Source organism: Bradyrhizobium sp. HKCCYLR20261, from assembly GCF_051168435.1.
Classification (GTDB): domain Bacteria; phylum Pseudomonadota; class Alphaproteobacteria; order Rhizobiales; family Xanthobacteraceae; genus Bradyrhizobium.
This window is the reverse complement of sequence record NZ_JBNPUZ010000002.1, coordinates 674325-699364: the sequence shown is the minus strand read 5'-3', so window position 1 is coordinate 699364 and position 25040 is coordinate 674325. Positions and strand designations below refer to the sequence as shown.

The window sequence follows — 25040 nt, the reverse complement described above, 5'->3', positions numbered from 1 at the left end:
GTGGTTTTGGCGGCGATACGGGGCGAGCAGCGAAGAGCGTGCCATCACGTTCTCGCGGCTGATGACGCCCGAGTTGTTCGCTTCGTTCGTCCCTCGCAATCATGCAGAGGGCGCAGGGAATGCCGGGTGACAGCCTCACCCATGGCCCGCCTGCGTGAAAGAATGCAGGCGGCAGGTACCACAGGCAAAGCCGAACCACGCCGGCATTCCCTGCGCGATGGTCTTCACGCTTATACGCAGTCTCCCTGGTGCGCCGGGCTTGTTGGCCACCATCACCACGCGGCACGTCAGTGCCATCGCGGCTTGATACCAGCATCGGGGTATCAGGACGCCGCGACTTCACGTCCGCGAGCGATCGTTCGTCCGCGCCCTCGTTGCCGAGGAACGCTGCGATCTCTCGCGGCCACCGCATCCCCGCCTCGCGTGTCGTGACGATCGCGCGCTACGCCCCTCTGCTTGAGGCGGGATGCGCGCATACAATCATGAGTTCCGATTTATAGCAAGAAGATTTTATTTTCCGGAATTTGAGGCGCGTTCCGCCGCGGCCCTCGCAGGCTGGTCAGCCGCGGCGGCTTGCGCTAAACCCCGGCTCCCGTAACCGAGCAGAGGCAGTCTGGACATATGCGGCGTCCGATGACGAGACGAGTTGCGCTGATGGCGGCGGTGACAACCGCGGCCGGCGCCTGGCTGGGCTCTCAGCGAGCCTCGGCGCAGACCAGTTCCCAACCGACAGGAAAGACCATGACCACTCCCTCCGGACTGCAGATCATCGACACCAAGGAAGGCACCGGCGCGACGCCGGCCCGCGGCCAGACCTGCGTGATGCACTACACCGGCTGGCTGTATGAGAACGGCCAGAAGGGTAAGAAATTCGACTCCTCGGTCGACCGCAACGAGCCGTTCGAATTCCCGATCGGCATGAAGCGCGTGATCGCCGGCTGGGACGAGGGCGTCGCCACCATGAAGGTCGGCGGCAAGCGCACCCTGATCATCCCGCCGGAGCTCGGCTACGGCGCCCGCGGCGCCGGCGGCGTCATCCCGCCGAACGCGACGCTGATGTTCGACGTGGAATTGCTGGGCGTGAAGTAGGGGGCGTGAGTCCCGGCTGCTGCCCCACAGCATCAGCAGAGCGCGGTGCTGATTAACGAGCCCTCTCCCACAAGGGGAGAGGGCGCTGTATCGGGCAGCGATAGGCTATTGATCTTGCAGATCATGTAGGGTGGGCACCCGCCCGCAGGGCGGGTGCGTGCCCACCGTCGATCGGCAGAGGTGGTCGGGATGGTGGGCAACGGCGGGTGGCAGCTGCGCTTTGATCGAACCAGCTCGGCGCCTTTGAGCACCCTACAGATCACAACTAATAAACAGGTAAAGCCGGCCCCGTGAGGAGCCGGCTTTGGATCTCGCTCCGACCGCGATCAGCAGCGCCGCATCAGCAACGCGCCGTCGCTCACCTCGCTCAGAGGTTCTTGTTGGCAGCGCCGGCCGCGGTGTTCACCGCGTCCTTGGTGGCCTGCTTGGCATCGCCCAGCGCCTGCTGGCCCTTGCCCTTCACTTCCTGGATGGCGCCTTCGCCCTGCAGGCGCTCGTTGCCGGTGGCTTCGCCGATACCCTGCTTGGCCTTGCCGATCGCCTCGTTGGTCGCGCCCTTGATCTTGTCCATGGTCGAACCCATCGTTGCTCTCCTGTGTGTGTGAACTTGTGCTGTCTCAACGCGGGCGCCGCGAAAAGGTTCGGCGGAACCGGAATGGCGCCGATGCGGCATTTCGGCTAGGATTCGCTGGTTCCTACCGACCATCACGAATTCGAGAAGAAGAAAATGTCAGGTTCTCACGACCACGCGCACGGGCACTCCCACGATCATGGCGACGAGCGCTGGAAGCATGACGGCGTCCGCGTCATTCCCGGCAATCAGCTCGATGGCAACGTGCCGTCGACGCCGGGGATGGATCGCAAGGCCGCGATCAATTTCGCCCGCGTCGGTGCGCAGAAGCTGTGGGCCGGCACCGTCACGATCAGGCCCGACGCCAAGACTGGCGCGCACCATCACGGCCATCTCGAAAGCGTGATCTACGTGGTCAAGGGCAAGGCGCGGATGCGCTGGGGCGAGCAGCTGCAATTCACGGCGGAAGCCGGGCCCGGCGACTTCATCTTCGTGCCGCCCTACGTGCCGCACCAGGAGATCAACGCCAGCGCCGACGAGGTGCTGGAATGCGTGCTGGTGCGCAGCGACGGCGAGGCGGTCGCGATCAACATCGACATCGAGCCGGTCGAGAAGCCGGAGACCGTGCTGTGGGTCGATCCCGTGCACCGCGATCCCGCCGAGTCGAAGTCGTAGCGCGACGCCGATTGGCGGAGCCATCTCGCGATGGCTCCGCCGGGCCGGCGGCAGCTGTACTGCCGCCTCACACGCGAAGCAGGGGCGACTGTCGCGCGTGTGTCTCGCCGCTTTGAGTTCTTAGTTCGGACCGCCGCCGATCAGGCGGCCTCGTTGGCGCGCCGCCATACCGGAAACGGATCCGACAGCCGGGCCCACGCCGCGACGTCCATCGCGGGCTTGCCCGGCAGCAGGCAGGCATCGAGCCGCGCGCTCAGGCCGGCTTCGTCCATGTTGCTGCCGATGAAAACGATCTCCTGACGGCGGTCGCCATAGATCTCGTCCCATCGCTCCACCATGCGGGCGCGCCAAATGGGATCCTCGGGCCACAGCTTCTGCGGCACCGACGCCCACCAGAAGCCGAGCGCGCTGGTGCGCACGACCGCACCGGCCTGGCTGACTTCGCCGAGCCATTGCGGCCGTGTCGCCAGCCAGAAATGCCCCTTGGCGCGGATCACCCCCGGCCATGGCTCGCGCAGGAACTGGTCGAAGCGCGCCGGGATGAACGGCCGCCGGGCGCGATAGACGAAGCTCGTGACGCCGTAGGTCTCGGTCTCCGGCGCGTGGTCGGCGAAGCCGTAGAGCTCGTTGTACCAGAGCGGATGCTGCTGAGCGCGCGCGAAGTCGAAGCGGCCGGTGGCGAGCACACGTTCCAGCGGCACGCGGCCGTGGCTGGTCTCGATCAGCTCGGCATCGGGGTTGAGCGAGCAGATGATCTTGCGCGCGACGTCGCGCTGCTCGGCGCTCGCATCGTCGATCTTGTTCAGCACGACGACATCGGCGAACTCGATCTGCTCGACCAGCAGGTCGACCAGCGCGCGCGTGTCGCCCTCCAGCGCCTCGCCGCGCTGCGCGAGGAAGTCGGACGAGCCGTAGTCCTTGAGCAGGTTCACCGCGTCGACCACGGTCACCATGGTGTCGAGCCGGGCGACGTCCGACAGGCTTTGGCCGTGCTCGTCGCGGAAGTCGAAGGTCGCGGCGACGGGGAGCGGCTCGGAAATCCCGGTGGATTCGATCACGAGATAGTCGAAGCGGCCGCTTTCGGCGAGCGCGCGGACCTCCTTCAGCAGGTCGTCGCGCAAGGTGCAGCAGATGCAGCCATTGGTCATTTCGACGAGCTGCTCATCCGTCCGCGAAAGATTGGCACCGCCATCGCGAACGAGATCCGCATCGATGTTCACCTCGCTCATGTCGTTCACGATCACCGCCACTTTCAGACCCTGGCGGTTGTTCAGGACGTGGTTCAGCAAAGTAGTCTTCCCAGCCCCAAGGAAGCCGGACAAGACCGTGACGGGGAGTTTGCGCATCGAGATCGAACAGCCTCTTCAGGGGGAGCGGACGGTGCCGGCGGACAGCCATGGGAGCCCAAATTGTGATGTTATAACATAACATCATCGGAAAGGCTGGGGGTGTCAAGGGAGGGGTGGTGACGAAGGCGTGAGGAGAGCGGGTGGGAGACACGGGGACCCGCGGGCGCCCGGAGGTGGCCTCGGCTGTCGTTGACCATCCGTAGACGTCCGCCACGAACTGGGCCGCAGCGAGCTAATGCGTGTGCTCTGTGCTGCTGCCGATTCCCGTGGAAGCCGAGCTCTTGCTGCGCGGACGGTGAGCTCCCCTCCCCGCAAGGGGGAGGGGAGCGCACCTTTCGCGCGATGAGCGCGGGCTGCCCCTTGCCCAACCCTCTCCCCGTGAAGAACGGGGAGAGGGGGCGCAGCGGCGCTCGAGGCGACAGCTCGCGCGACGACAACGATACGCGCCGCCCATGCAACTACCTCGCCAGATATGCCGTCCCCACCGGCCCGGTCGTCACCGACATCGAGAGCGCGCCGGGGGCGATGGTCCAGTTGGTCTGGTTGAGGGTGAGCGTGTTGAACACCATGGTGACGCTGTTGCTGCTCATGGTCGACACCGAGTTGATGGTGACGTTGCGGCTCGGCAGGTACATCAGGCCGGTGTAGGACGAGCTGCTGCTGCCGTTGATCGGCAGATTCGTGGTCGACAGCCCGTTGGGCTCGTAGATCAGGATGTTGGCGTAGGTGCCGGTGGTCGGCGCCGACAGCGTGGCGTTGACGTTGCCGTTGAAGGTGAGCGTGGCGTTCTGGTCGGCGAGATAGAAGGTGACGCCGTTGCCGGTGACCGTCCATCCCGAGTTGAAGGTCATCGTGCCCTTGACGATGTAAAGGCCCGGGCTGAGCGTCAGCGTGCCCGAGCCGTTGAAGTTGGTCGAGCCGCAATAGACGCCGGGGCTCAGCGTCACCGAGCCGGGATCGTAGGTCCTGTTATTGGTGGTGCAGGCGCCCACGGTGACGACCGGCAGCTTGCCGGCAAACGGATCGGCAATCGCGGCGCAGCCGGTCTCGACCGGCGGATTGGCGCCGCCATTCTTGGTGATGTTGTTGCCCTTCACGCAGATCCGCTTGGCGTTCAAGGTCGCGTTGAACATCGCGGCCGGCGTCTGCGTCGACAGCACGTGGATCTCGCACCCCGGCGCATTGAGCTGGGCGCCGGAATTGACCAGCAGCGATTGCGAATTGATGGTGCTGACGAGCAGGATGCAGACCGGCGACTTGCCCTGCGCGCCCGGCTTCGCCGTGGCGGATGCCCTCACGCCGAGCGATGACGTGCCCATCACGTTCAGGAACGACGTCTTCACCGTGGTCGTGGCGCTGCCCGATAGCGAGCCGTCGGTATTGGCAAAGAAGGTCGCCGAGGCGCCACTGCCGAAGCGGTCCCTGATGCTGCCCGAGAACATCGCGCTCGCGGTCGAGACCTGCTGCGCGCTGGCCTGGGTGACGCCCGCGAGGACCGCGGCATCGACCGCCTTCTGCAACTGGGCCTTGGTGTCGCCGGTCTTGGCGAAGTCGACGGCGGCGCCGACCGACACCAGGATCGGAATGCTGGTGATTGCGAAGATCATGCTGATCTGGCCGTCATGGGCGCGCCAGAAGTTGCGGCCGAGCCGGCGAAGAGCCGTTGGCGAGAAAGATGCCGTCATGTGCAACGCTTCCTGCTGGTTGATATCGGAAGCTCTGCGCCGCCGCGTGCGAGCTCCTGAGCCTTAGGAAGTGACGGTGAGACATTACCGCGTTCTGAATCCGGTTCCATAAAGCAACGCGCATGCACGGAGGCAGGGCGCGACGGTTATCAGTCTGTTTGTCAGATCGACGAGAGCGGCGTGTTGGCACCACCCGCCGGTGGTGCGCGCGCAAATTGCTTGTCTCAGGCGGTGAGGAGAGGACCGCTTGTTAGTTGCAGTTCGTCCCGTTGCGCTCGATCGTCGTTACGCTGTTCACGGTGCAGCCGGTCGCCAGATCCGCGGCGCGAGCACGAGGCTGCACACCAAGGCGTAGGCGAGCAGCGAGAGCGCAACCATCGCGGCAAGTGAGGCCATGCCGCCGCCGAGCATGCTGATGGCGATGAAGCCGCCGCCGGCGGCGATGAGGATGCGGATGGCCGAGCCGATGAATGGCCACAGCACGTGGCCGGCGCCCTGGCCGGCAAACGCGAGCACGAAGCCGAAGCCGAGCGCGGCATAGGCCGGCGCCACCGTGCGCAGATAGATCGCGCCCTCGCGCAGCACGTCCGCATCATGGCTGAACAGCGCCAGCCAGAGCGGCGGATGCAGCGCCACGAGGCAGCCGATCGCGCCGACCAGGGCTGCGCCGGTCAGCGCCGAGGTGAGCGCGATGCGGCGGGCGCGGGCGTGCTGGCCGGCGCCGACATTGATGCCGACCATGGTCAGGGTCGCAGTGCACAGGCCGAACAGGATCGGGATCATGATGTAGTCGAGCCGCGAGGCGATGCCGTAGGCGGCGAGCTCTGATGTGCCGAAGCGGCCGGCCAGCGCCGTCACCAGGATCACGGTGAGGTTGACCAGCACCGCGTTGAGCGCCGTCGGCAGGCCGACCTTGAGGATGTCGGCGAACAGCCGGAGCTGCAGCGGCGCGACGCGCACATGCAGGCTGGAGCGGCCCGAGGCCATGGTGCGCACCAGCACCAGCATGGCGCCACAATAATACAGCCCGAAGGCGATGCCGGCGCCGGCGATGCCGAGCCCCGGCAGCGGCCCGAGGCCGAAGATCAGGATCGGCGAGGCCGGGATCATCAGCACGGCGCCGACCAGCGTGACCAGCGCGGGCACCCGGACATTGCCGGCGCCGCGCAGCGCGGCGGCCTGCAGATTGACGATCCAGACCGGAATGGCGCCGGCGAACAGGTAGTTCGAATAGCGCAGCGCCGCCTCGAGCGCGCCGGCGCGGCCGCCGAGCGCGTGGTACAGCGCCGGGCCGAACAACGCCGTGAGCAGCGTGAACAGGCCGCCCGCGATCACCGCGAGCACGATGGCGTGGAACGCGATCGCGTCGGCGTCGAGATTGCGGCCGGCGCCGATGGCGCGGGCGACCGCCGAGGACACGCCGCTGCCGATGCCGCCATTCGACATCATCGTCATCAGCATGAAGATCGGGAACACCAGCGCGGCGCCTGCGAGCGCGTCGGTGCCGAGGAATCCGACATAATAGGCCTCGGCGACGTTAACCGCGGTCTGCGCCACCAGCACCGACATCGTCGGCAGCGCCAGCCGCGCCAGCGTCGGCAGCACCGGGCCGGACAGCAGCGCGGCGCGGGTCGCGGCGGCCTTGGCGCGGGAGGGATCGGGAGGCGGCGCGACGGCGGGAGGCGTGTCCCGTGACGCGGAAGGGGCGGCGGCCGGGCGATTTGCCTGGGTCGAGACGTCCATGCTGCCTCCGCGGGCGGGCGTGCCCGATTTGAATGATAATCATCATGCAATAGGGCCGAGGGCCGGGAGGGTCAAGCAGACCCGGCGGCGGGTCGATCATGAAGAATTGAAGGGGCAGCCGGCCGGCTTGATGACGCGGCTAGTAGTGAATGCGCAGACCGATGCCGCCGTGCATGGTGTTGCCGACCGGCTGCGGGCCGAGCGTACCGTTGACAAAGAGGTCGGCGACCCAGCCCTTCTGCAGGCGGAAGCCGAGCCGGCCGCCAACTTCGAACCAGCCCTGGTTGCCCATGGTGGGCGTCACCGTGCCGGTGCCGGTCACGGTGGCGACGATGCCGGAGCGCGTGGCGAAGGACTGCACGTAGCCGCCATTGATGTTGGCCTCGATGCTCGTGCCGAACAGATGCGTCCACTGGCCGCCGATCTTGACGAGGCTGGTGCGGTCGGTGCCGCCGGCGATCGATGCGTCGAACGGATTGAAGGCGGCGGCGGGATCGCGATAGCCGGCGACGTGCTGCCAGAGCTGCCACAGTTCGACCGAGGCGGCGAGCTCGTCGCGCGGCGACATCCGGCTGATCCAGCCGGCGCGGCCGTAGACCGCATAGTTCGAGGCCGTCGTCGTGCCGTCGACCGTGACATTGCCGAGGCTGGTTGCGTAGCTGCGGCCGTAGCGCACCTTCTCATAAGGCGTCAGGATGGTGCCGATGTCGAAGAACGGCCGCGACGAGCCCCAGTCGGCGACATCGTAGCGCAGCGCGAAGGCGCCGATCGGCGCCGAGGTCACGTGGTAGCCGTTCTCGTTGTAATGGGTGTAGGCGAGGCCGGCGAGCAGGGCGAGATTATTGGTCAACTGCTTGCGGCCATGAATGCCGGCCGAGAACGAGCCGGCCGAGCCGAACGCGCTGACGCAATCGTTGCAATTGACCTGCTCGTTCACCCCCAGCAGCACCAGGCCGAGCACGCGGTTCGTGATCATCTGGTTGAAGCGCTGGTCCGCGAGACCATTGATGGCGGCCGCGCTGTTGCCCGCGCCCGTGGGGGTCGGCGTCGGTGTCGGTGACACCGAAGGTGACGGCGTCGGCGTCGATGTCGGGCTGGGCGTCGGGGTTGGTGTCGGTGTCGCGGTGGGAGACGGCGAGGGCGAGGGTGAAGGCGAGGGTGTCGGGCACGCCGCCGCGGCGGCGAAATTGTCGACGCCGCAGCTCTGCGCCGCGGCGGGCGCTGCCTGCATCACGAGCGCGAGCGCACCGCCGGCCAGGGCGAGCAGCAAAGATGTGAGCCGGCCCGCGCGCATCCGCATCGTCATCGCCCGCACAGAATGCCGGTGAAGTCCTGCGGCGGCGTGTTGCTGGCGAGATCGGTCACCGTGCACAGGCCCGAGGTCGAGCCGCAGGTCGCCGCGAAGCTCCAGGACGGATTGCTGGTCTTCTTGATCGAACTCCGGCCATTGCCGGTGGCGGTAATGATCGCGGTGTCGCCCGGCTGGGTCAGCTCGAGGCATTGAAAGGTGAGGGTGCAGACGCGCGAGGCGCCCTCCTGCAGCACGACCATGGTCTGGCCGCGTTGCGACCTGATGTCGAGAATGGTGCCGCGAACGCCGATCGTGGCGAGCGGCGTGTTGATCTTGTAGGCGGCCTTCTCCGAATGACCGGTGACGAAGCGGAACGCGCCGGTGCCGAGCCGGATCGCGATGTCGCGATAGCTGGTCTCGTCATTGAACACGGTGCGGTCGAGCGTCAGGCTGGCATTGGCGCCGAGCGAGAGATTGGTGCTGTCGATCATGACGAGGCGCGCGGCGCTGTCGGCACCGGTCCGCACCGTCTCGTTGCGCACCACGCCGTCGCCCACATTGATCGGGCTCGTCGACGCGCCGGCGATGCGCAGCACATCCTTCTGCACCAGCACCGCCTCGCCGATGCGCGTGTCGGCACAGGCGCCGCTCGCGGCTCCCAGCAGGGCGGCGACGGACAGCGCAGCAACACATGTTCGGCGACGCAGATTCATATCCACACCGAAGATCGTTCCCGAGCCAATCTAGCTGAAGACGATTGGCGAGGTTGTTGTAAAATGGACACAAGTTTGCCTCGATGCGTCGATGGTGTTTAGTTGCACAGCCAACCGGATTAGTTCATTCGCATGCGCGTGAAGGGTGCCGTTGCCGATCGTGACGACGATGAGGACGCGGTCGATGCTGCGCCGGAGGGCGCGCTGTCGGCCCGCCGCTCCGCGCTGACGGCGCTCCTGATCTTCTTCGTCGCCCATGTCGTGCTCATGGTCGGGCTGGCGTCGCCGGCAAAATTCGTCTTCGACGAGGTGCATTACGTGCCGGCGGCGCGGCAGATGCTGGGGCTGGCGCCGGCGAACCCGCAGCTCAACCCGATGCATCCGCCGCTCGCCAAGGAGCTGATCGCGCTGTCGATCAGGACGTTCGGCGACAATGCCTTCGCGTGGCGTTATCCAAGCACCGTTCTCGGCGGGCTCGCCGTCGCCGCGATCTATCTGTGCGGCCTCGCGCTGTTCGCGGCGCAGGGACCGGCGATCGCGGCGGCGCTGCTCGCCTTCGTCAATCAGATGCTGTTCGTGCAGGCGCGCACGGCGATGCTCGACATCGGCGCGCTCGCCTTCAGCCTGCTCGCGATCGCCGCGTTCCTGTTCGCCTACCGGCAGCGACGGCCGCAAGCTCTGTTTGCGCTCAGCGGAGCGCTGTTCGGTCTGTCGATCGCCTGCAAATGGAGCGGCCTGTTCCCGCTGCTGACGGCGCTGCTCATCGTCGGCCTGATCAAGCTGCTGCAGCACTGGCAGGCGTCGTTCGGCGATGCCGCGGAAACAGACTGGTATCAGCCGGAGCAATGGCCCGGATTGGGCTGGACGCAGATCGGGCTGTGCTTCGGCGCCGCGCCGCTGCTCTGCTATCTCGCGACCTTCGTTCCGTTGCATGGTCTGTCGGTCATGGCCATCTTCGAAGCGCAGCGGCGCATCTTCGCCGACAGCGTCACCACGGCGATCGCCGGCCACACCTATATGAGCGCCTGGCCGAGCTGGCCGTTCCTGGTCCGGCCGGTCTGGTTCCTGTTCGACAAGGTGAGCGACAACAGCATCGCCGCCGTGGTGCTGCTCGGCAATCCCCTGGTGCTGTGGCCTGCGCTGCCGGCGCTTGCGATCTGCCTGCGGGATTTCATCGCTTCGCGAAGCGCGACGGCGTTCCTGATTCTGGCGTTCTATCTCGGCTGCTATCTGCCCTGGGCGCTGCTGCCGCGCGCGCTGAGCTTTCTCTACTACTATCTGCCGTCGGCGACGCTCGCGAGTCTCGCGCTGGTCCATGTGCTGCTGCGCGCACCGCGCTGGGCGCTGTGGGCCTATGCCGCGGTCGCGGTCACAGGCTTCCTCGCGCTGCTGCCGGTCAGCGCGGCGTTCCTGGGAACGACGATGCAGACGTTCACGCGGCTGATGTTGTTCCAGAGCTGGATCTGAGCCCTCATCGGAACGTGAGTTCCCTTGGGTTCCCGCCGTCTGTTGCTTGACGAGACCATCCCCCGCAGCCAGTTTCGCTCTGCTTCGCGAGAAGCGTTGGGGGAGCAAGGCTCAATGTTGGGATGGCTGCAGCGGCTGCTCGATTCGTCGAGTCTGTCTCCGCACGGGATTTGTCTGCTCTGGGAACCCGAGCTGATCTGGCTGCATGTCGCGTCCGATGCCGTGATCGCCGCGGCCTATTTCTCCATTCCGGTGGTACTGACGCTGTTCGTGCTGAAGCGGCGGGATGTCGATTTCGGGTTCCTGTTCTGGGCGTTCGCGCTGTTCATCATGGCCTGCGGCGTCACCCATGTGCTGTCGATCGTCACGCTGTGGGTTCCGATCTACGGCATCGAGGGTCTGGTCAAGGCCATGACCGCGTTGGCCTCGATCCTCACCGCCGGCATCCTGTGGCCGCTGCTGCCCAAGATCCTGGCGATCCCGTCGCCGGCGCAGCTGCGCGCCGCGGAGGCGGCGCTGGTCGTCGAGAGCCGGCAACGGCGCGAGGCCGAGGACATGCTGCGCCACGCGCAGAAGATGGAAGCCGTCGGCCAACTGACCGGCGGCGTCGCGCATGACTTCAACAACCTGCTCACCATCATCAGCGGCAACCTGGAAATCGCCGAGCGCAGCCTGCAGGCGCAGGGCGAAGCCGCCCGCGACCGCCTCGCGCGCGCCATCGCGCATGCTGCGAATGGGGCTCAGCGCGCCGCGACCTTGACGCAGCGGCTGCTCGCCTTCGCCCGCCGCCAGCCGCTCGATCCGCGGCTGACCAACGTCAACAGGCTGCTCGCGGGCATGTCCGATTTCTTCCGGCGGACCCTGGGCGAGATGATCAGCGTGGAGGTGGTCGAAAGCGCCGGGCTGTGGCAGGTCGAGGTCGATCCGAGCCAGATGGAGGCCGCGATCCTCAACCTCGTCGTCAACGCCAAGGACGCGATGCAGGGCCAGGGCAAGCTGACGATCGAGACCTCGAACAGCTTCATCGACGAGGCCTATGCGCGGCAGCACGCCGACGTCCGGGTCGGCCAATACGTCCTGATCGCGATCACCGACTCCGGCGTCGGCATGCCGCGCGAGGTCGTGGAGAAGGCGTTCGATCCGTTCTTCACCACCAAGGAACCGGGGCAGGGCACCGGCCTCGGGCTGAGCCAGGTCTACGGCTTCGTGAAACAGTCCGGCGGCCACGTGAACATCTACAGCGAGGTCGGCGAGGGGACGACGGTGAAGATCTATCTGCCGCGCGCGCATGCCGCCGCCGTCGAGGCGCCGGACAACCGTGCCGCGGTCGTCGGCAGTCGAGGCAGCGAGACCGTGCTCGTGGTCGAGGACGAGCCCGAGGTGCGCAGCTACATCGCCGAGACCCTGGCCGAACTCGGCTATGCCGTGCATGAGGCGCCCGATGGTCCGGCGGCGCTGGCGCTGCTGGCGCGCGAGCCGCTGGACGTCGATCTGCTGCTCACCGACATCGTGATGCCCGGGATGAACGGGCGGCAGCTGGCGGATGATCTGCGCGTCACCCGCCCGACGCTGAAGGTGCTGTTCATGACCGGCTATTCGCGCAACGCCATCGTCCATCAGGGGCGACTGGATCCAGGCGTTGCGCTGCTGCAGAAGCCGCTCAGCCGGGCGATGCTCAGCACCAAGATCCGTGAGGTGCTGGACACGCCGTGATCATTACTTCGCCGCCGCGGTCTTGGTGTCCATGTTGACGACCTGGACGCGGCGATTCAGCGGATCGGCCGGGTTCGCGGTGTCCTTCAGCTTGGTCTTGCCGTAGCCGACGGTGACGAGGTCCTGGCCGGTGAGGCCGTATTTGTCGACCAGAAAGCGCTTGATGGTGTCGGCGCGGCGCTCGGAGAGATCCTGGTTGAAGCTCTCGCTGCCGATGCCGTCGGTGTGACCGGCGACGACGAAGGTCGAGCCCTTGAGGTTCGGATCCGACAGCGCCTTGCCGAGTTCCTGCACCGCCTGCATCGAGGCCTTGCTGATCTCGGCCGAGTTGTAGTCGAACTGGATCTCGAGATCGATCTTCGGCTTGGTTGCGGCGAGTTCCGCGATCTGCTCGCGCTCGCCAAGCGACAGCGAACGCGTCTTGCGATTGCGCACGCTGTCGAGCAGGGCGGCCTGCTTGGCCTGGGTTGCCGGATCGACCTGCGGCGCCGGCGTGGTCGACAGGCTGCGGGTCGCCGATTTCGGCTTGAGCGCGTTCAGGATCTGGTCGGCGGAGACCGCCTCGCCGGCGAGCGCCGCGCCCACGCTCATCGTCAACACGGCGGAAAACGCCGCCGCCCGAACTGCAAAACGTCCATAAAACGGGGTCATCGTCGTATCCTCGGGGTCTTCATGACCTATGGCCATTGGATGCGCCGACAGTAGAACCGGTTCAAAGCATCGGAATGTGATCGACGTCACGCATCGCCCTGGGAACCGGCGCGGCTCGGTCCTGCCCATGCGGCTGCGAGGTTGTCGCAATGCAATCGGCCCATGGCCGGTCTGCGAACAACAAATCGGCCAGATGCGGTTCTACCGGATATCCATCGCCGGAAAAAAATCGCAAACGAGAAGGAGCGACGCGGGCCAGCGGCGAATTGAGTGAAGAAGCGTGAACAGAAAAGCATAGCCGTGTTCAACTCATCACAGAGGCGCGACTACACGTCCCGAACGAGCCCCCCGGACTCGTCGGGATCCTCCGGTTCCATGTCGACGCTGATCGGGGCAACCATCATTGCGGCCTCGATCCTGCTGTCGACCCTGATCTCCGCCGTCGGCAATCGCTATGTCGGTCTGGAAAGTCCGTCGGAGGATACGGCTTGGCTCGTCGACCGCCTGACCGGCCGCGTCTACAAGTGTCACGCGCCGGACGCCGGCCGCGCCAGCTGCAAGACCGAGATCGCCACCGGCAGCATCCCGGACAAGCCCAAGCAATAGGTTGGACGGCGGTTGATTGCCGTTGCGCCGATGCGGGCGAATCTCGCACGATCGCGCCGTCATGCCGTCCGTTCCCCTCCCGCTCTCGAAGACCGCCGCGCGACGGCTCTGGCTGCGCGCCCAGCGCCTCGATCAGGAGGCGCCGTTCGGTGCCGGTCCCGAAGCCGTCGCGGCCGCCGTCGCGCATCTCGGCTATGTGCAGATCGACACCATCAATGTGATCGAGCGCTGTCACCACCACATCCTGTTCAGCCGCATCCCGGCCTATCGGCGCGCAGATCTCACGCAGGCGCAGAGCGCGGACAAGACGATCTTCGAGTATTGGACGCATGCGCTGTCCTACGTTCCGGTGCAGGACTTCCGCTATTTCGTGCCCGCCATGCGGCGCTATCGCCGCGAGGGGCATCGCTGGCTGCAGACGGTGAAGCCCGAGGACAGCCGCAAGGTGATGCGGCTGATCCGGCAGGGCGGTGCGCTGACGATCCGCGACATCGACGATGACGAGCTGCGCGAGAAGGACCACGCCTGGGCGAGCCGCAAGCCGTCGAAGCGGGCGCTGCAGCTCGGCTTCTATGAGGGCGTGCTGACGGTCGCCGGCCGCGACGGCATGCTCAAGACCTATGATCTCACGACGCGGCATTTCGGCTGGGACCGGCTGCCGAAGGGCGCGACCGAGCGCGAGATCGCGGCCTATCTGCTCGATCGCGGCCTGCGTGCGCAGGGCGTCGTCAGCCTGGATTCGCTGTGCCATCTCAATGCGCCGCGCAAGGCGGATGTGCGACGGGTGATCGATCAGCGCGTCCGGCGCGGTGAGCTCGTTCCCGTCGCGCTGGAGGGCGCCGGCAGGCACGAGCATTGGGCGGCGCCGGCCGCGCTGGAGGAGGCGATCGCGATCGACCCTGCGCGCGTGCACATCCTGTCGCCGTTCGATCCGCTGATCATCCAGCGCAAGCGGACGCAGGCGATCTTCGACTATGACCACCGCTTCGAGGCCTATGTGCCGAAGGACAAGCGGCTGTTCGGCTACTTTGCGCTACCCGTGCTGGTCGGCGAGGAGATCGTCGCGGCGATCGATCTGAAGACCGACCGGCAGAACGGCAAGCTGCTGATGCAGCAATGGAGCTGGGTCGGCCAGGGCAAGGCGGCGCGCGGCGACCATCGCAAGGCGCTCAAGCGGACGATCGAGGACGAGCTGCACCGCTTCCAACGGTTTCAACTGGGAGACTGACCTTGTGTCCGACGGGCGATCGGCGGGCTTGATTTGGAAACGAATGTTTCCTAAAATAGGGCATGACGAAGCCGCAGACGAATTCATCAGAGCGCCGCGGGCCAGGCCGGCCGCGCGAGTTCGACATGGATACCGCCCTCGGCAAGGCGCTGGTGGTGTTCAGCGAGCGTGGCTATCACGGCGCCTCGCTGGCGGAATTGCGGGCTGCGATGAAGCTTGCCACCGGCAGCCTCTACAAGGCCTTCGCGGACAAGAGCGCGATTTTCCTGGCGACGCTGGACTACTACATCGCGCGCCGCGACCGGCAGCTGCGCGAGCGGCTCGATGCGCAACACCGCGGCCGCGACAAGCTGGAGGCCTTGCTGGCATTCTATGCGGACTCCGCCAGCGACAGCGAGGGCCGGCGCGGCTGCCTGGTCGTTACCAGCGCCACCGAGCTCGCCACCTTGGATGCGGAGGCCTCGGCCAAGGTCCGCAATTCGCTGCGCCGGGTCGAGACCCTGTTGCGCGACCTGATCAGGCTCGGCCAGGCCGACGGATCGATCCGGCCGGATCTCGATCCGGAGGTCGTCGCCGGGGCCCTGTTCTGCGTCATCCAGGGCCTGCGGGTGGTCGGCAAGACCGGACGCGCCAAGAGCGAGATGACGAAGGTGGCAAAACAAGCCGCGGCCCTGTTCGCGTGATGTTGCGCGAAATTAGGAAACGTTTGTTCTATAATAAAGAGGATGATCCATGTCGGAATTGATGAACGTCGTTTCTACCCAAGGTCCGTCGCGGCTGGTCGCGGCGGAACCATTCGCGCGCGATGACGCCGCGTTGCCCGGCTTCACGCACCGGTTCGCGACCGTCGACGGCCTCAGGCTGCACTATGTCAGCGGGGGCCGGCCGGATGGCGAGGTCGTGGTGCTGCTGGCCGGTTTTCCGCAGAGCTGGTTTGCCTGGCGCAAGGTCATGCCGCTGCTGGGCGCGCGTTATCGCGTCATTGCGATCGACTTTCCAGGGCAGGGCGACTCGGACCGGCCGGCGGATGGCTACGACACCCAGACGCTCGCCACCTCCGTTCATCGCCTGCTGCAGCAGCTTGGCGTCACCAGCCATCATCTCGCCGGGCACGACATCGGCGCGTGGGTGGCCTATCCCTACGCGGCACTGTTCGGAGATGCCGTGCAAAGCCTGGCGCTGCTGGATGCGGGCATTCCCGGCGTGACCTTGCCCGAGGCGTTGCCGTACGCGCCGGACCGCGCGTGGCGCACCTGGCACTTCGCGTTCCACGTCGTCGCGGACCTTCCGGAGATGCTGATTGAGGGCCGCGAGCGCGATTATCTCGCCTGGTTTCTGCGCCGCAAGGGCGCCAATCCCGAAGCATTCTCTGAGGGCGATCTCGACGAATACGCGCGCGTGCTGACCAAGGCCGGCGGCCTGCGCGCGGGACTTGGCTATTATCGTGCGGCCGTAGTGTCGGCGGATCAGAACCGCGAGCTGAAAGCCAAAGGCAAACTGAAGCCGCCGGTGCTGGCGGTCGGCGCCGACCAGGGATCGATCGTCGACATGGCCGCGCCGCTCAGGCAGGTCGCCGAGCGCGTCGATGGCATCACGATCGGCTCGTGCGGCCACTACATCCCGGAAGAGCAGCCGGCCGTCCTGGCGGAGGAACTGATGACATTCTTCAGTCGCGCGGGTGCCAATTCGAACTGAGATCTCAGCCAGCATGGAGCCTCGCCCCAGGCAACCTAAGCCGTGCTGGGCGATGGCATTTGGACGGCAGTTTTGCGCTCGTCAATCTCCACGTCGTCATGGCCGGGCTTGTCCCGGCCATCCACGTCATCCGGCATATTGGGAACGACGTGGATGCCCGGGCCTTCGCCGCGCCGAAGCGGCTTCGGCCGCGCAGGCGGGACAAGCCCGGGCATGACGGAGTTACAAATTGGCAGCATCTTTCGCCGTGCTGTTAGGCCGAGGAGACCGCGCCGCGATCCGATCGATCGCTATGCCGATGAGGATGCCGATCGCATAGGCGGCGATGTTCCACAGCGAGAAGATGCGACCGAGCAGCAGCGCGCCGGCCAGCGTCAGGCGGAAGCTGTCGAGCCAGGGCGTATGGATCAGCCGGCTCGCCTCGACGATCACGGCGACGGCGAGCGCGAGCCCGCCGATCTGCCGCCACGACCTCAGCGGCAGCAGCGCGACCAGGAGCATGTACACCATCGTCGCCCAAAGGATGGAACCGCCGTATTTGACGACGAAGGCGGGAAGACCGAGACCCAGACCGTAGAAGCGCAAGGCGAGGCCGAGCGCGATGACGATCAACGCTGTCGCCAGGGCCAACGCACGGCGGTGCTCACTCAGTCCCGTCATGGTCGGCCACCCTCCACTGTCGTCCCGGACAAGCTGTGACGCGCGTCCGCGCGGCACAGCGCCGATCCGGGATCCAGACGCCGCGGCCGATGTGAGTTGCGAAAAAGCCAATCACCAGCGTGCCTCAAACTGCCGTCTGGGGGTATGGGTCCCGGCTTTCGCCGGGACGACAATGGGGCGTGTCGTGACGGCGATGCGTGTCGAGCCGGCGCGGCCGGGAGCATCAGGCCCGGAGGTCGCCATGCGCACGCCGCGCGCCCGCGATGCACCGACATGCTGTGGGATTGCTTGTTTTCCAATTGACTTGCCACCGTTGATGCTCAACACCGCCATCAACTATCAAATTTTGCAATGCTCCCGGGAGGAGATCGATGAGTTCGTCAACCATTCGTCCGGCCGCGTCTGGCCGGTCCGATATCGAGGCCACAACCATCCGCGCCATTTCGTGGCGGCTGATTCCGTTCCTGGTGCTCGCCTATTTCTTCTCCTATCTCGACCGCGTCAATCTCGGCTTCGCCGCGCTGACGATGAACGCCGAGCTGAAATTCTCGCCGCTGGTGTTCGCCTGGGGCGCCGGCATCTTCTTCATCGGCTATTTCATCTTCGAGGTGCCGAGCAATCTGGCGCTGGAGAAGTTCGGCGCCAGCCGCTGGATCGCCCGCATCATGGTGACTTGGGGCATCATTTCGGCGCTGATGGCGCTGGTGTCCGGTCCGTGGAGCTTCTACATCCTGCGCTTCCTGCTCGGCGTCGCCGAGGCCGGCTTCTTTCCCGGCATCATCCTCTATCTCACCTATTGGTACCCGGCGCAGTATCGTGCGCGCTTCCTCGCCGCCTTCGCGGTGGCCGTGCCGGTCTCCACCGTGATCGGCGCGCCGGTGTCGGGCCTGCTGCTCGGCCTGCACGGATGGATGGGGCTGCAGGGCTGGCAGTGGCTGTTCATCATCGAAGGCATCCCGTCGATCATTCTCGGTGTCGTCACCTGGTTCTATCTGACCGACCGGCCGGAGCACGCGACCTGGCTGTCGGCGGAGCAGAAGGCCTGGCTCGCGGCCAGGCTCGAGGCGGAGACCGCGGCGAAGCAGGCGGCGGGACACATGACGCTTGGCGAGGCGCTGTCGTCGCCTAAGGTGATCGTGCTCAGCCTGATCTATTTCGGCTTCGTCGGCGCGCTCTACGGCATGCAGTTCTGGCTGCCGCAGATCGTCAAGGCGTTCGGCCTGACCAATACGCAAACCGGCTTCGTCACCGCGATCCCCTATGCATTCGGCACCGTCGCGATGATCCTGTGGGCGCGTCATTCCGATGCGACGCGCGAGCGCGTCGTGCATGTCGGCGCGCCGATGATCCTGATCGCGATTGCGCTGGCCGCATCGAGCCAGATCGGCGATCCCACGCTGACCATGGTCGCGCTGACCTTCGCCGCGATCGGCGTGTTCTGCGTGTTCGGCGTGTTCTGGACATTGCCGACGGCGTGGCTGTCGGGCACGGCTGCCGCCGGCGCGATTGCGCTGATCAACTCGATCGGCAATCTCGCCGGCTTCGGCGGTCCCTATCTGGTCGGCTGGATCAAGGACACGACGGGCTCGACCACGCATGGCCTGCTCGCGCTGTCGGCGCTGCCGCTGATGGCCGGTCTGCTCGTGTTCTTCGGCGGCCACGAGAGCAAGGTGGAGTTCGCGGGCCAGGCGCCGGCGGAGTGAGCGCGTTGCGGTGATCCGCGCTGCGGACACCGTGCGTTGAGACCAGGCGCCGTCATTCCGGTGCGGTCGCGACAGCGACCGAACCCGGAATCCCGAGATGAGTCGCTGTGGTGCAAACCAAGCTCGAGATTCCGGGTTCGACCGCTGGCGCGGTCGCCCCGGAATGACGCCGTGAGGTGATGGACACTCCCGCCGACCGAGATCTGCCCCTTCTCTTCAGCACCTGCGGCAAGATGTCTTAACATTCACGAAGTCATGATCTCTGACGATTATTGACAATCATCACTCGACATTCGACACTCCCTCGCATTCGCAGCGAGGGGTGTCCGATGTTGATCCGCCTGATTTTCGCGAGTTATTCCAAGCTGTTGACTGGCCTTGCGCTGGCCACCATGGCGGCGGCCCTGGCCGGGTGCAATGAAACCGTCGCCCAGAAGGCCGAGCCGGTCCGGCCGGTTCTGGTCGCCTCGGTCCATTACGAGGCCGAGACGCCGGAGCGCAGCTTCGTCGGCACCATCCGTCCGCGCATCGAGGCCGACATCGGCTTTCGCGTCGCCGGCAAGGTCGCCAAGCGGCTGGTCGAGGTCGGCCAGACCGTCGACATCGGCCAGCCGCTCGCGACCCTCGACGAAGTCGATCTGAAGCTGCAGGCCGAGCAGGCGGAGGCTGAATTCCGCGCCGCCACCGGCGTGCTGGCGCAGGCCTCCGCGGCCGAGACCAGGGCGAAAGAGCTGCGCGCCAAGGGCTGGACCACGGATGCGCAGATGGATCAGGCCAAGGCGTCCGCGGATGAAGCCCGTGCGCGGCTCAATCGCGCCGAGCGCTCGGTCGAACTGACACGCAACTCGCTGTCCTACGCGACGCTGGTCGCAGATGCCCGCGGTGTCGTCACCGCCTCGATGATCGAACCGGGCGTCGTCGTCGCCGCCGGCCAGGCTGCCATCCGCGTCGCGCGCTTTGCCGAGAAGGAAGCCGTGGTCGCGATCCCCGAGACCCTGCTCGACCGCGCCAAGAACGGCAAGGCGACGGTGTCGCTGTGGTCGGAGTCCGGCAAGACCTACACGGCGCGGCTGCGCGAGATCGCGCCGGCCGCCGATCCCGCGACGCGCACCTATCTCGCAAAATTCTCGCTGCCGGATGCAAACGACAGCGTCTCGCTCGGCATGACCGCGACGCTCACGCTGTCCGATCCGGCGACCACGCGCGTCGCGCGGCTGCCGCTGTCGGCGCTGTTCAACGACGGCCGCGATCCCTCGCTCTACGTCGTCAACGACAAGGGCGAGGTGATGCTCAAGCCGGTCAAGGTGAAGGCTTACGACAGCAAGGACGTGCTGATCACCTCCGGCGTCGACGAGGGCGAAAAGGTCGTCGCGCTCGGCGTGCAGAAGATCGACCCCGCGCAGAAGGTGCGCGTGGTCTCGGCGCTGACGTTCTGACGATCGTCGTTCCGGGCGATGCGCAGCATCGAACCCGGAACCTCGAGATTCCGGGTTCGCTCGCTGATGCGGGCGCCCCGGAATGACGAGACCAAACCCGGTCGTCATTGCGAGGAGCGGCAGCGACGAAGCAATCCAGGGCTACGCGTGCGACTCTGGATTGCTTCGCTTCGCTCGCAATGACGGTCACTGAGACTGTCGGCCTGAACTAACGACTTCGGATCATCGGGGAGCGTGCCATGAAGCGGTTCAATCTGTCGGCCTGGGCGGTCAATCATCCGCCGCTGGTGCTGTTCCTGATCGTCGCGCTCGGTCTGTTCGGCTTCATCTCCTATGAGCGGCTCGGGCGCGCCGAGGATCCGTTCTTCACGGTGAAGGTCGTCAACGTCTCGGTGATGTGGCCCGGCGCTACCTCGCAGGAAATGCAGAGCCAGGTCGCCGATCCCCTGGAAAAGAAGCTGCAGGAGCTGCCTTACTTCGAGAAGGTGCAGACCTATTCCAAGCCGGCCTTCACCGCGATGCAGGTCACCTTCCGCGATTCGACGCCGCCGAAGGACGTGCCGTATCTGTTCTATCTGCTGCGCAAGAAGCTCGCGGATGCGCAGACCTCGCTGCCCTCGGGCGTGCTCGGGCCGTTCGTCAACGACGAATTCTCCGACGTCGATTCCATCCTGTTCATGATGACCGGCGACGGCGCCGACTACGCGCAGCTCAAGAAGGTCGCCGAAGGCCTGCGCCAGCGGCTGCTCAAGGTCAACGGCGTCACCAAGGTCAATCTCTACGGCACCCAGGACGAGCGCATCTATGTCGAGTTCAGCCACGCCAAGCTGGCGACGCTCGGCATCACGCCGCAGGCGCTGTTCGACTCGCTCGCCAAGCAGAACAATGTGACGCCGGCCGGCACCGTCGAGACCACGTCGCAGCGCGTGCCGCTGCGCGTCACCGGCGCGCTCGACGGCGCCAAGGCGGTGGCCGAGACGCCGGTCGAGAGCAACGGCCGCGTCTTCCGGCTCGGCGATATCGCCACCGTCACCCACGGCTTCGTCGATCCGCCGAGCTACAAGGTGCATCAGGAGGGCAAGCCGGCGCTCGGCATCGGCGTCGTCACCGCCAAGGGCGCCAACATTCTCGAGCTCGGCAAGGACGTTCACGCCGCCTCCGACGATTTTATGAAGGCCGTGCCGCAGGGCATCGAGCTCACCCAGATCGCCGATCAGCCCAAGGTGGTCGAGCGCGCCGTCGGCGAGTTCGTGCACTCCTTCGTCGAGGCGCTGATCATCGTGCTGTTCGTCTCGTTCCTGGCGCTCGGCTGGCGCACCGGCATCGTCGTGGCGCTGTCGGTGCCGCTGGTGCTCGGCATCGTCTTCATCGCGATGAGCGCGATGGGCCTCGACCTGCATCGCATCTCGCTCGGCGCGCTGATCATCGCGCTCGGCCTGCTGGTCGATGACGCGATCATTGCGGTCGAGATGATGGTGGTGAAGATGGAGCAGGGCTGGGACCGCGTCCGCGCGGCATCCTACGCCTGGGAATCCACGGCCTTTCCGATGCTCACGGGCACGCTGGTCACCGCTGCGGGCTTCCTGCCGATCGGCTTCGCCAATTCGGCGGTCGGCGAATACACCGGCAGCATCTTCTGGATCGTCGCGATCGCGCTGGTGGCGTCATGGTTCGTCGCCGTGATCTTCACGCCCTATATCGGCGTCAAGCTGCTGCCGGACATGAAGGCGCACCATGGCCATGACGAGCACGCCGTCTACAACACGCGCATGTATCGCGGCCTGCGCGCCGTGGTGCGCTGGTGCGTCACGCATCGCATCACCACGGTCGCCGCGACCGTCGGCGTCTTCGCGGCTTCCATCGTCGCCTTTGGCCACGTGCAGCAGCAGTTCTTCCCGCTGTCGGAGCGGCCCGAGCTGTTCCTGCAATTGCGCCTGCCGGAGGGCACCGCCTTCAACGTCACCGAGAAGGCCGCGCGCAAGGCCGAGGCGCTGCTGAAGGACGACAAGGACATCGAGACCTTCACGGCCTATGTCGGCCAGGGCTCGCCGCGGTTCTGGCTCGGCCTGTCGCCGCAGCTGCCGAACGAGGCCTTCGCCGAGATCGTCATCGTCGCCAAGGACGTCGCCGCGCGCGAGCGCATCAAGGCGAAGATCGAGACGGCCGCGGCCAATGGCGACCTCAACGAAGCGCGGGTCCGCGTCGATCGCTTCAATTTTGGTCCGCCGGTCGGCTTCCCCGTGCAGTTCCGCGTCATCGGCCCGGACACCGCCAAGGTGCGCGAGATCGCGCGCGAGGTGCGCAACGTCGTCCGGCAGAATCCGAATGTCAGGGATCCGCAGCTCGACTGGAACGAGCAGTCGCCGTACCTGAAGCTCGTCGTCGACCAGGATCGCGCCCGCGCGCTCGGCCTGACCCCGCAGGACGTCTCGCAGTCGCTCGCGATGCTGATCTCCGGCGTGCAGGTGACGACGATCCGCGACGGCATCGAGAAGGTCGGGGTCATCGCCCGTGCGGTGCCGTCCGAGCGGCTCGACCTCGCCGGCGTCGGCGACCTCACCATCACCTCGCGCAACGGCGTCGCCGTGCCGCTGCAGCAGATCGCCAAGATCGAGTATGCGCATGAGGAGCCGATCCTGTGGCGGCGCAACCGCGACATGGCGATCACCGTGCGCGCCGACGTCGCCGACGGCGTGCAGGCGCCCGACGTCACCAATCAGATCTGGCCGAAGCTCGCCGACATCAGGGCCAAGCTCGATCCGGCCTATCGCATCGAGATGGGCGGCGCGATCGAGGAATCGGCCAAGGGCAATGCGTCGATCTTCGCGCTCTTCCCGCTGATGGCGATCGTGATGCTGACCCTGCTGATGATCCAGTTGCAGAGCTTCTCGCGGCTGTTCCTGGTGTTCCTGACCGCGCCGCTCGGCATCATCGGCGCATCGCTCGGCCTCAACGTCGCCAACGCGCCGTTCGGCTTCGTCGCGCTGCTCGGCCTGATCGCGCTCGCCGGCATGATCATGCGCAACACCGTGATCCTGGTCGACCAGATCGAGCACGACGTCGCCTCCGGCCTGACCCGGCGCGAGGCGATCATCGAGGCCACGGTGCGGCGCGCCCGCCCCGTGGTGCTGACGGCACTGGCGGCGATCCTGGCCATGATCCCGCTGTCGCGCTCGGCGTTCTGGGGGCCGATGGCGATCACCATCATGGGTGGTTTGTTCGTTGCAACTTTCCTGACGCTGCTGTACTTGCCGGGCCTGTATGCCCTATGGTTCCGCAAGAGCCTGGATGAGCGCGGGGCAGCTGCGCAGGATCATTCTGCAGCGCAGCACGTTGACGGGCCGGCTCCCGCGCTCCCGCTCGCCGAGGCGGCCGAATAAGGGATCAACAAGATCGCAGGCATGATGACGCTGGTTTCCGAACACATCGAACCCGATACGCGCGAACGCATCCTGGTTGTTGCCGAGCGCCTGTTTCGACAGATCGGCTACCAGAAGACGACCGTCGCCGACATCGCCAAGGAGCTCCGCATGAGCCCGGCGAACGTGTACCGGTTCTTCGATTCGAAGAAGGCGATCCACCAGGGCGTCGCCCGCGAACTGATGGGCCAGGTCGAGGCGGCCGCGATCGCGATTGCCGAGCGCGCCGGACCGGCGGCTCCGCGGCTGCGCGAGCTGCTCGGCACCATCCATCGCATGAACACCGAGCGCTATGTCGGCGACAGCAAGCTGCACGAGATGGTCGCGGTGGCGATGGAGGAGAGCTGGGAGGTGTGCGAGGCGCACATGATGCTGATCACCGAGATCATCGGCCGCGTGATCGGGCAGGGTGCCGCTTCGGGCGAATTCGCCGTCACCGACCTGCCGCTGGCGGCCAAATGCGCCACGACGGCGATGATGCGGTTCTTCCATCCCCAGATGATCGCGCAATGCGCGACCAAGCCGGGTCCCACGGTCGATGAGATGATCGATTTCGTCCTGGTGGGGCTTGGTTCCAGCGGCGCTGCAAGCTAAGTTCTCCGTCATTGCGAGCGAAGCAATCCAGGGCCGTATGCGCAGCCCTGGATTGCTTCGTCGCTTGCGCTCCTCGCAATGACGTCAGGAGCACATGACGGAAGGGACCACGGCGTGACCGAACGCGACTTGCACTTCTACGAGCCGAAGAACGGCCACGGCCTCAAGCACGACCCCTTCAACGCCATCATCGCGCCGCGCCCGATCGGCTGGATCTCCTCGCGGGACGGCAAAGGCAATGCCAACCTTGCCCCGTACAGCTTCTTCAACGCCTTCAACTACACGCCGCCGATCATCGGCTTCTCTTCCACGCAGTGGAAGGATTCCGTCGCCAACATCCAGGACACCGGCGAATTTGTCTGGAACCTGGTGACGCGGGATCTCGCCAAGCACATGAATGCCTCCGCCGCCCACGTCGCCCGCGAGGTCGACGAGTTCGCGCTCGCCGGCGTCACGCCGGTGCCGAGCAAGTTCGTCAACGTCCCGCGTGTCGGGGAGAGCCCGGTTGCGTTCGAGTGCAAGGTCACGCAGATCATCCAGCTGCAGGGAGCCGACGGCAAAAAGGCCCAGGCCTGGCTGACGCTCGGCGAGGTCGTCGCGGTGCATATCGACAAGGCGCTGATCAAGGATGGCGTCTACCAGACCGCGCTGGCGCATCCGATCGTCCGCGCCGGCCGCCGCGGCGACTATTTCGAGATCAAGGCGGAAGACATGTTCGAGATGATCAGGCCGGACTGATCGCCTGTTTTCAC

At 66.1% G+C, this 25040-nt stretch carries 21 protein-coding genes; 13 read left to right on the top strand and 8 right to left on the bottom strand.

The genetic code is table 11. The features are described 5' to 3' along the window. Positions 1 to 621: 621 nt before the first annotated feature. Complete coding sequence (locus ACQR1L_RS06850; protein WP_434857160.1) at positions 622 to 1089, top strand: FKBP-type peptidyl-prolyl cis-trans isomerase; 468 nt, start codon at positions 622 to 624, stop codon at positions 1087 to 1089. A gap of 367 nt (positions 1090 to 1456) precedes the next feature. Here ACQR1L_RS06850 and ACQR1L_RS06845 read toward each other — a convergent pair whose 3' ends face one another. Then, a complete protein-coding gene (locus ACQR1L_RS06845) occupies positions 1457 to 1672 on the bottom strand; it encodes a CsbD family protein (RefSeq protein ID WP_434857159.1) in 216 nt (71 codons plus the stop codon). A gap of 144 nt (positions 1673 to 1816) precedes the next feature. Between ACQR1L_RS06845 and ACQR1L_RS06840 the strand changes: the two genes are divergently transcribed. Beyond that, positions 1817 to 2335: a cupin domain-containing protein gene (locus ACQR1L_RS06840; RefSeq protein WP_434857158.1), complete on the top strand. Its 519-nt coding sequence runs from the start codon at positions 1817 to 1819 to the stop codon at positions 2333 to 2335. Positions 2336 to 2475: 140 nt separating this feature from the next. Here ACQR1L_RS06840 and zigA read toward each other — a convergent pair whose 3' ends face one another. From zigA to ACQR1L_RS06815, 5 genes are all read right to left on the bottom strand, one after another. Further along, entirely contained in the window at positions 2476 to 3681 is a 1206-nt protein-coding gene (gene zigA / locus ACQR1L_RS06835; protein ID WP_434857157.1) for a zinc metallochaperone GTPase ZigA, read from the bottom strand. A gap of 461 nt (positions 3682 to 4142) precedes the next feature. After that, complete coding sequence (locus tag ACQR1L_RS06830; RefSeq protein WP_434857156.1) at positions 4143 to 5369, bottom strand: TadE/TadG family type IV pilus assembly protein; 1227 nt, start codon at positions 5367 to 5369, stop codon at positions 4143 to 4145. A 294-nt stretch (positions 5370 to 5663) separates the two neighbouring features. Next, a complete protein-coding gene (locus tag ACQR1L_RS06825) occupies positions 5664 to 7112 on the bottom strand; it encodes an MATE family efflux transporter (protein ID WP_434857155.1) in 1449 nt (482 codons plus the stop codon). Positions 7113 to 7251: 139 nt separating this feature from the next. Beyond that, a complete protein-coding gene (locus tag ACQR1L_RS06820) occupies positions 7252 to 8418 on the bottom strand; it encodes a hypothetical protein (RefSeq protein ID WP_434857154.1) in 1167 nt (388 codons plus the stop codon). Further along, the gene (locus ACQR1L_RS06815; RefSeq protein WP_434857153.1) at positions 8415 to 9116 is read right to left on the bottom strand and encodes a FecR family protein; all 702 of its coding nucleotides are present in this window, start codon (positions 9114 to 9116) and stop codon (positions 8415 to 8417) included. The genes ACQR1L_RS06820 and ACQR1L_RS06815 overlap by 4 nt, the downstream gene beginning before the upstream one ends. Before the next feature lie 132 nt (positions 9117 to 9248). Between ACQR1L_RS06815 and ACQR1L_RS06810 the strand changes: the two genes are divergently transcribed. Together ACQR1L_RS06810 and ACQR1L_RS06805 are read left to right on the top strand one after the other, a co-directional pair. Then, positions 9249 to 10583 (top strand): glycosyltransferase family 39 protein, encoded by a 1335-nt coding sequence (locus tag ACQR1L_RS06810; protein WP_434857152.1) that lies wholly within the window; start codon positions 9249 to 9251, stop codon positions 10581 to 10583. A gap of 114 nt (positions 10584 to 10697) precedes the next feature. Next, positions 10698 to 12296 (top strand): response regulator, encoded by a 1599-nt coding sequence (locus ACQR1L_RS06805; protein WP_434857151.1) that lies wholly within the window; start codon positions 10698 to 10700, stop codon positions 12294 to 12296. Positions 12297 to 12299: 3 nt separating this feature from the next. Here ACQR1L_RS06805 and ACQR1L_RS06800 read toward each other — a convergent pair whose 3' ends face one another. Further along, complete coding sequence (locus ACQR1L_RS06800) at positions 12300 to 12947, bottom strand: OmpA family protein (protein ID WP_434857150.1); 648 nt, start codon at positions 12945 to 12947, stop codon at positions 12300 to 12302. A 375-nt stretch (positions 12948 to 13322) separates the two neighbouring features. Here ACQR1L_RS06800 and ACQR1L_RS06795 point away from each other — a divergent pair, with 375 nt between their 5' ends. The 4 genes from ACQR1L_RS06795 to ACQR1L_RS06780 all read left to right on the top strand — a co-directional run bounded on the left by ACQR1L_RS06795 (position 13323) and on the right by ACQR1L_RS06780 (position 16476). Next, a complete protein-coding gene (locus tag ACQR1L_RS06795; RefSeq protein WP_434857149.1) occupies positions 13323 to 13553 on the top strand; it encodes a hypothetical protein in 231 nt (76 codons plus the stop codon). 61 nt (positions 13554 to 13614) lie between these two features. Beyond that, complete coding sequence (locus ACQR1L_RS06790; RefSeq protein WP_434857148.1) at positions 13615 to 14781, top strand: winged helix-turn-helix domain-containing protein; 1167 nt, start codon at positions 13615 to 13617, stop codon at positions 14779 to 14781. A 125-nt stretch (positions 14782 to 14906) separates the two neighbouring features. Then, the gene (locus ACQR1L_RS06785) at positions 14907 to 15464 is read left to right on the top strand and encodes a TetR/AcrR family transcriptional regulator (RefSeq protein ID WP_434857147.1); all 558 of its coding nucleotides are present in this window, start codon (positions 14907 to 14909) and stop codon (positions 15462 to 15464) included. Between the two features lie 49 nt (positions 15465 to 15513). Beyond that, a complete protein-coding gene (locus ACQR1L_RS06780) occupies positions 15514 to 16476 on the top strand; it encodes an alpha/beta fold hydrolase (protein WP_434857146.1) in 963 nt (320 codons plus the stop codon). A 222-nt stretch (positions 16477 to 16698) separates the two neighbouring features. Here the strand turns inward: ACQR1L_RS06780 and ACQR1L_RS06775 are convergent, their stop codons facing one another. Continuing rightward, positions 16699 to 17136, bottom strand: coding sequence for a DUF2809 domain-containing protein (locus ACQR1L_RS06775; protein ID WP_434857145.1), 438 nt, complete (start codon positions 17134 to 17136; stop codon positions 16699 to 16701). Positions 17137 to 17507: 371 nt separating this feature from the next. Here ACQR1L_RS06775 and ACQR1L_RS06770 point away from each other — a divergent pair, with 371 nt between their 5' ends. The 5 genes from ACQR1L_RS06770 to ACQR1L_RS06750 all read left to right on the top strand — a co-directional run bounded on the left by ACQR1L_RS06770 (position 17508) and on the right by ACQR1L_RS06750 (position 25026). Then, positions 17508 to 18839 carry an MFS transporter gene (locus ACQR1L_RS06770; protein WP_434857144.1) on the top strand — a complete coding sequence of 444 codons (1332 nt, stop codon included), beginning with the start codon at positions 17508 to 17510 and terminating at the stop codon, positions 18837 to 18839. A 329-nt stretch (positions 18840 to 19168) separates the two neighbouring features. Then, positions 19169 to 20275, top strand: a complete 1107-nt coding sequence (locus ACQR1L_RS06765) for an efflux RND transporter periplasmic adaptor subunit (protein ID WP_434857143.1) — start codon at positions 19169 to 19171, stop codon at positions 20273 to 20275. Positions 20276 to 20514: 239 nt separating this feature from the next. After that, complete coding sequence (locus ACQR1L_RS06760) at positions 20515 to 23655, top strand: efflux RND transporter permease subunit (RefSeq protein WP_434857142.1); 3141 nt, start codon at positions 20515 to 20517, stop codon at positions 23653 to 23655. Positions 23656 to 23676: 21 nt separating this feature from the next. Further along, a complete protein-coding gene (locus ACQR1L_RS06755) occupies positions 23677 to 24288 on the top strand; it encodes a TetR/AcrR family transcriptional regulator (RefSeq protein ID WP_434857141.1) in 612 nt (203 codons plus the stop codon). A 114-nt stretch (positions 24289 to 24402) separates the two neighbouring features. Continuing rightward, on the top strand, positions 24403 to 25026 hold the full coding sequence (locus ACQR1L_RS06750; protein WP_434857140.1) for a flavin reductase family protein: 624 nt from the start codon (positions 24403 to 24405) through the stop codon (positions 25024 to 25026). Positions 25027 to 25040 lie beyond the last annotated feature (14 nt).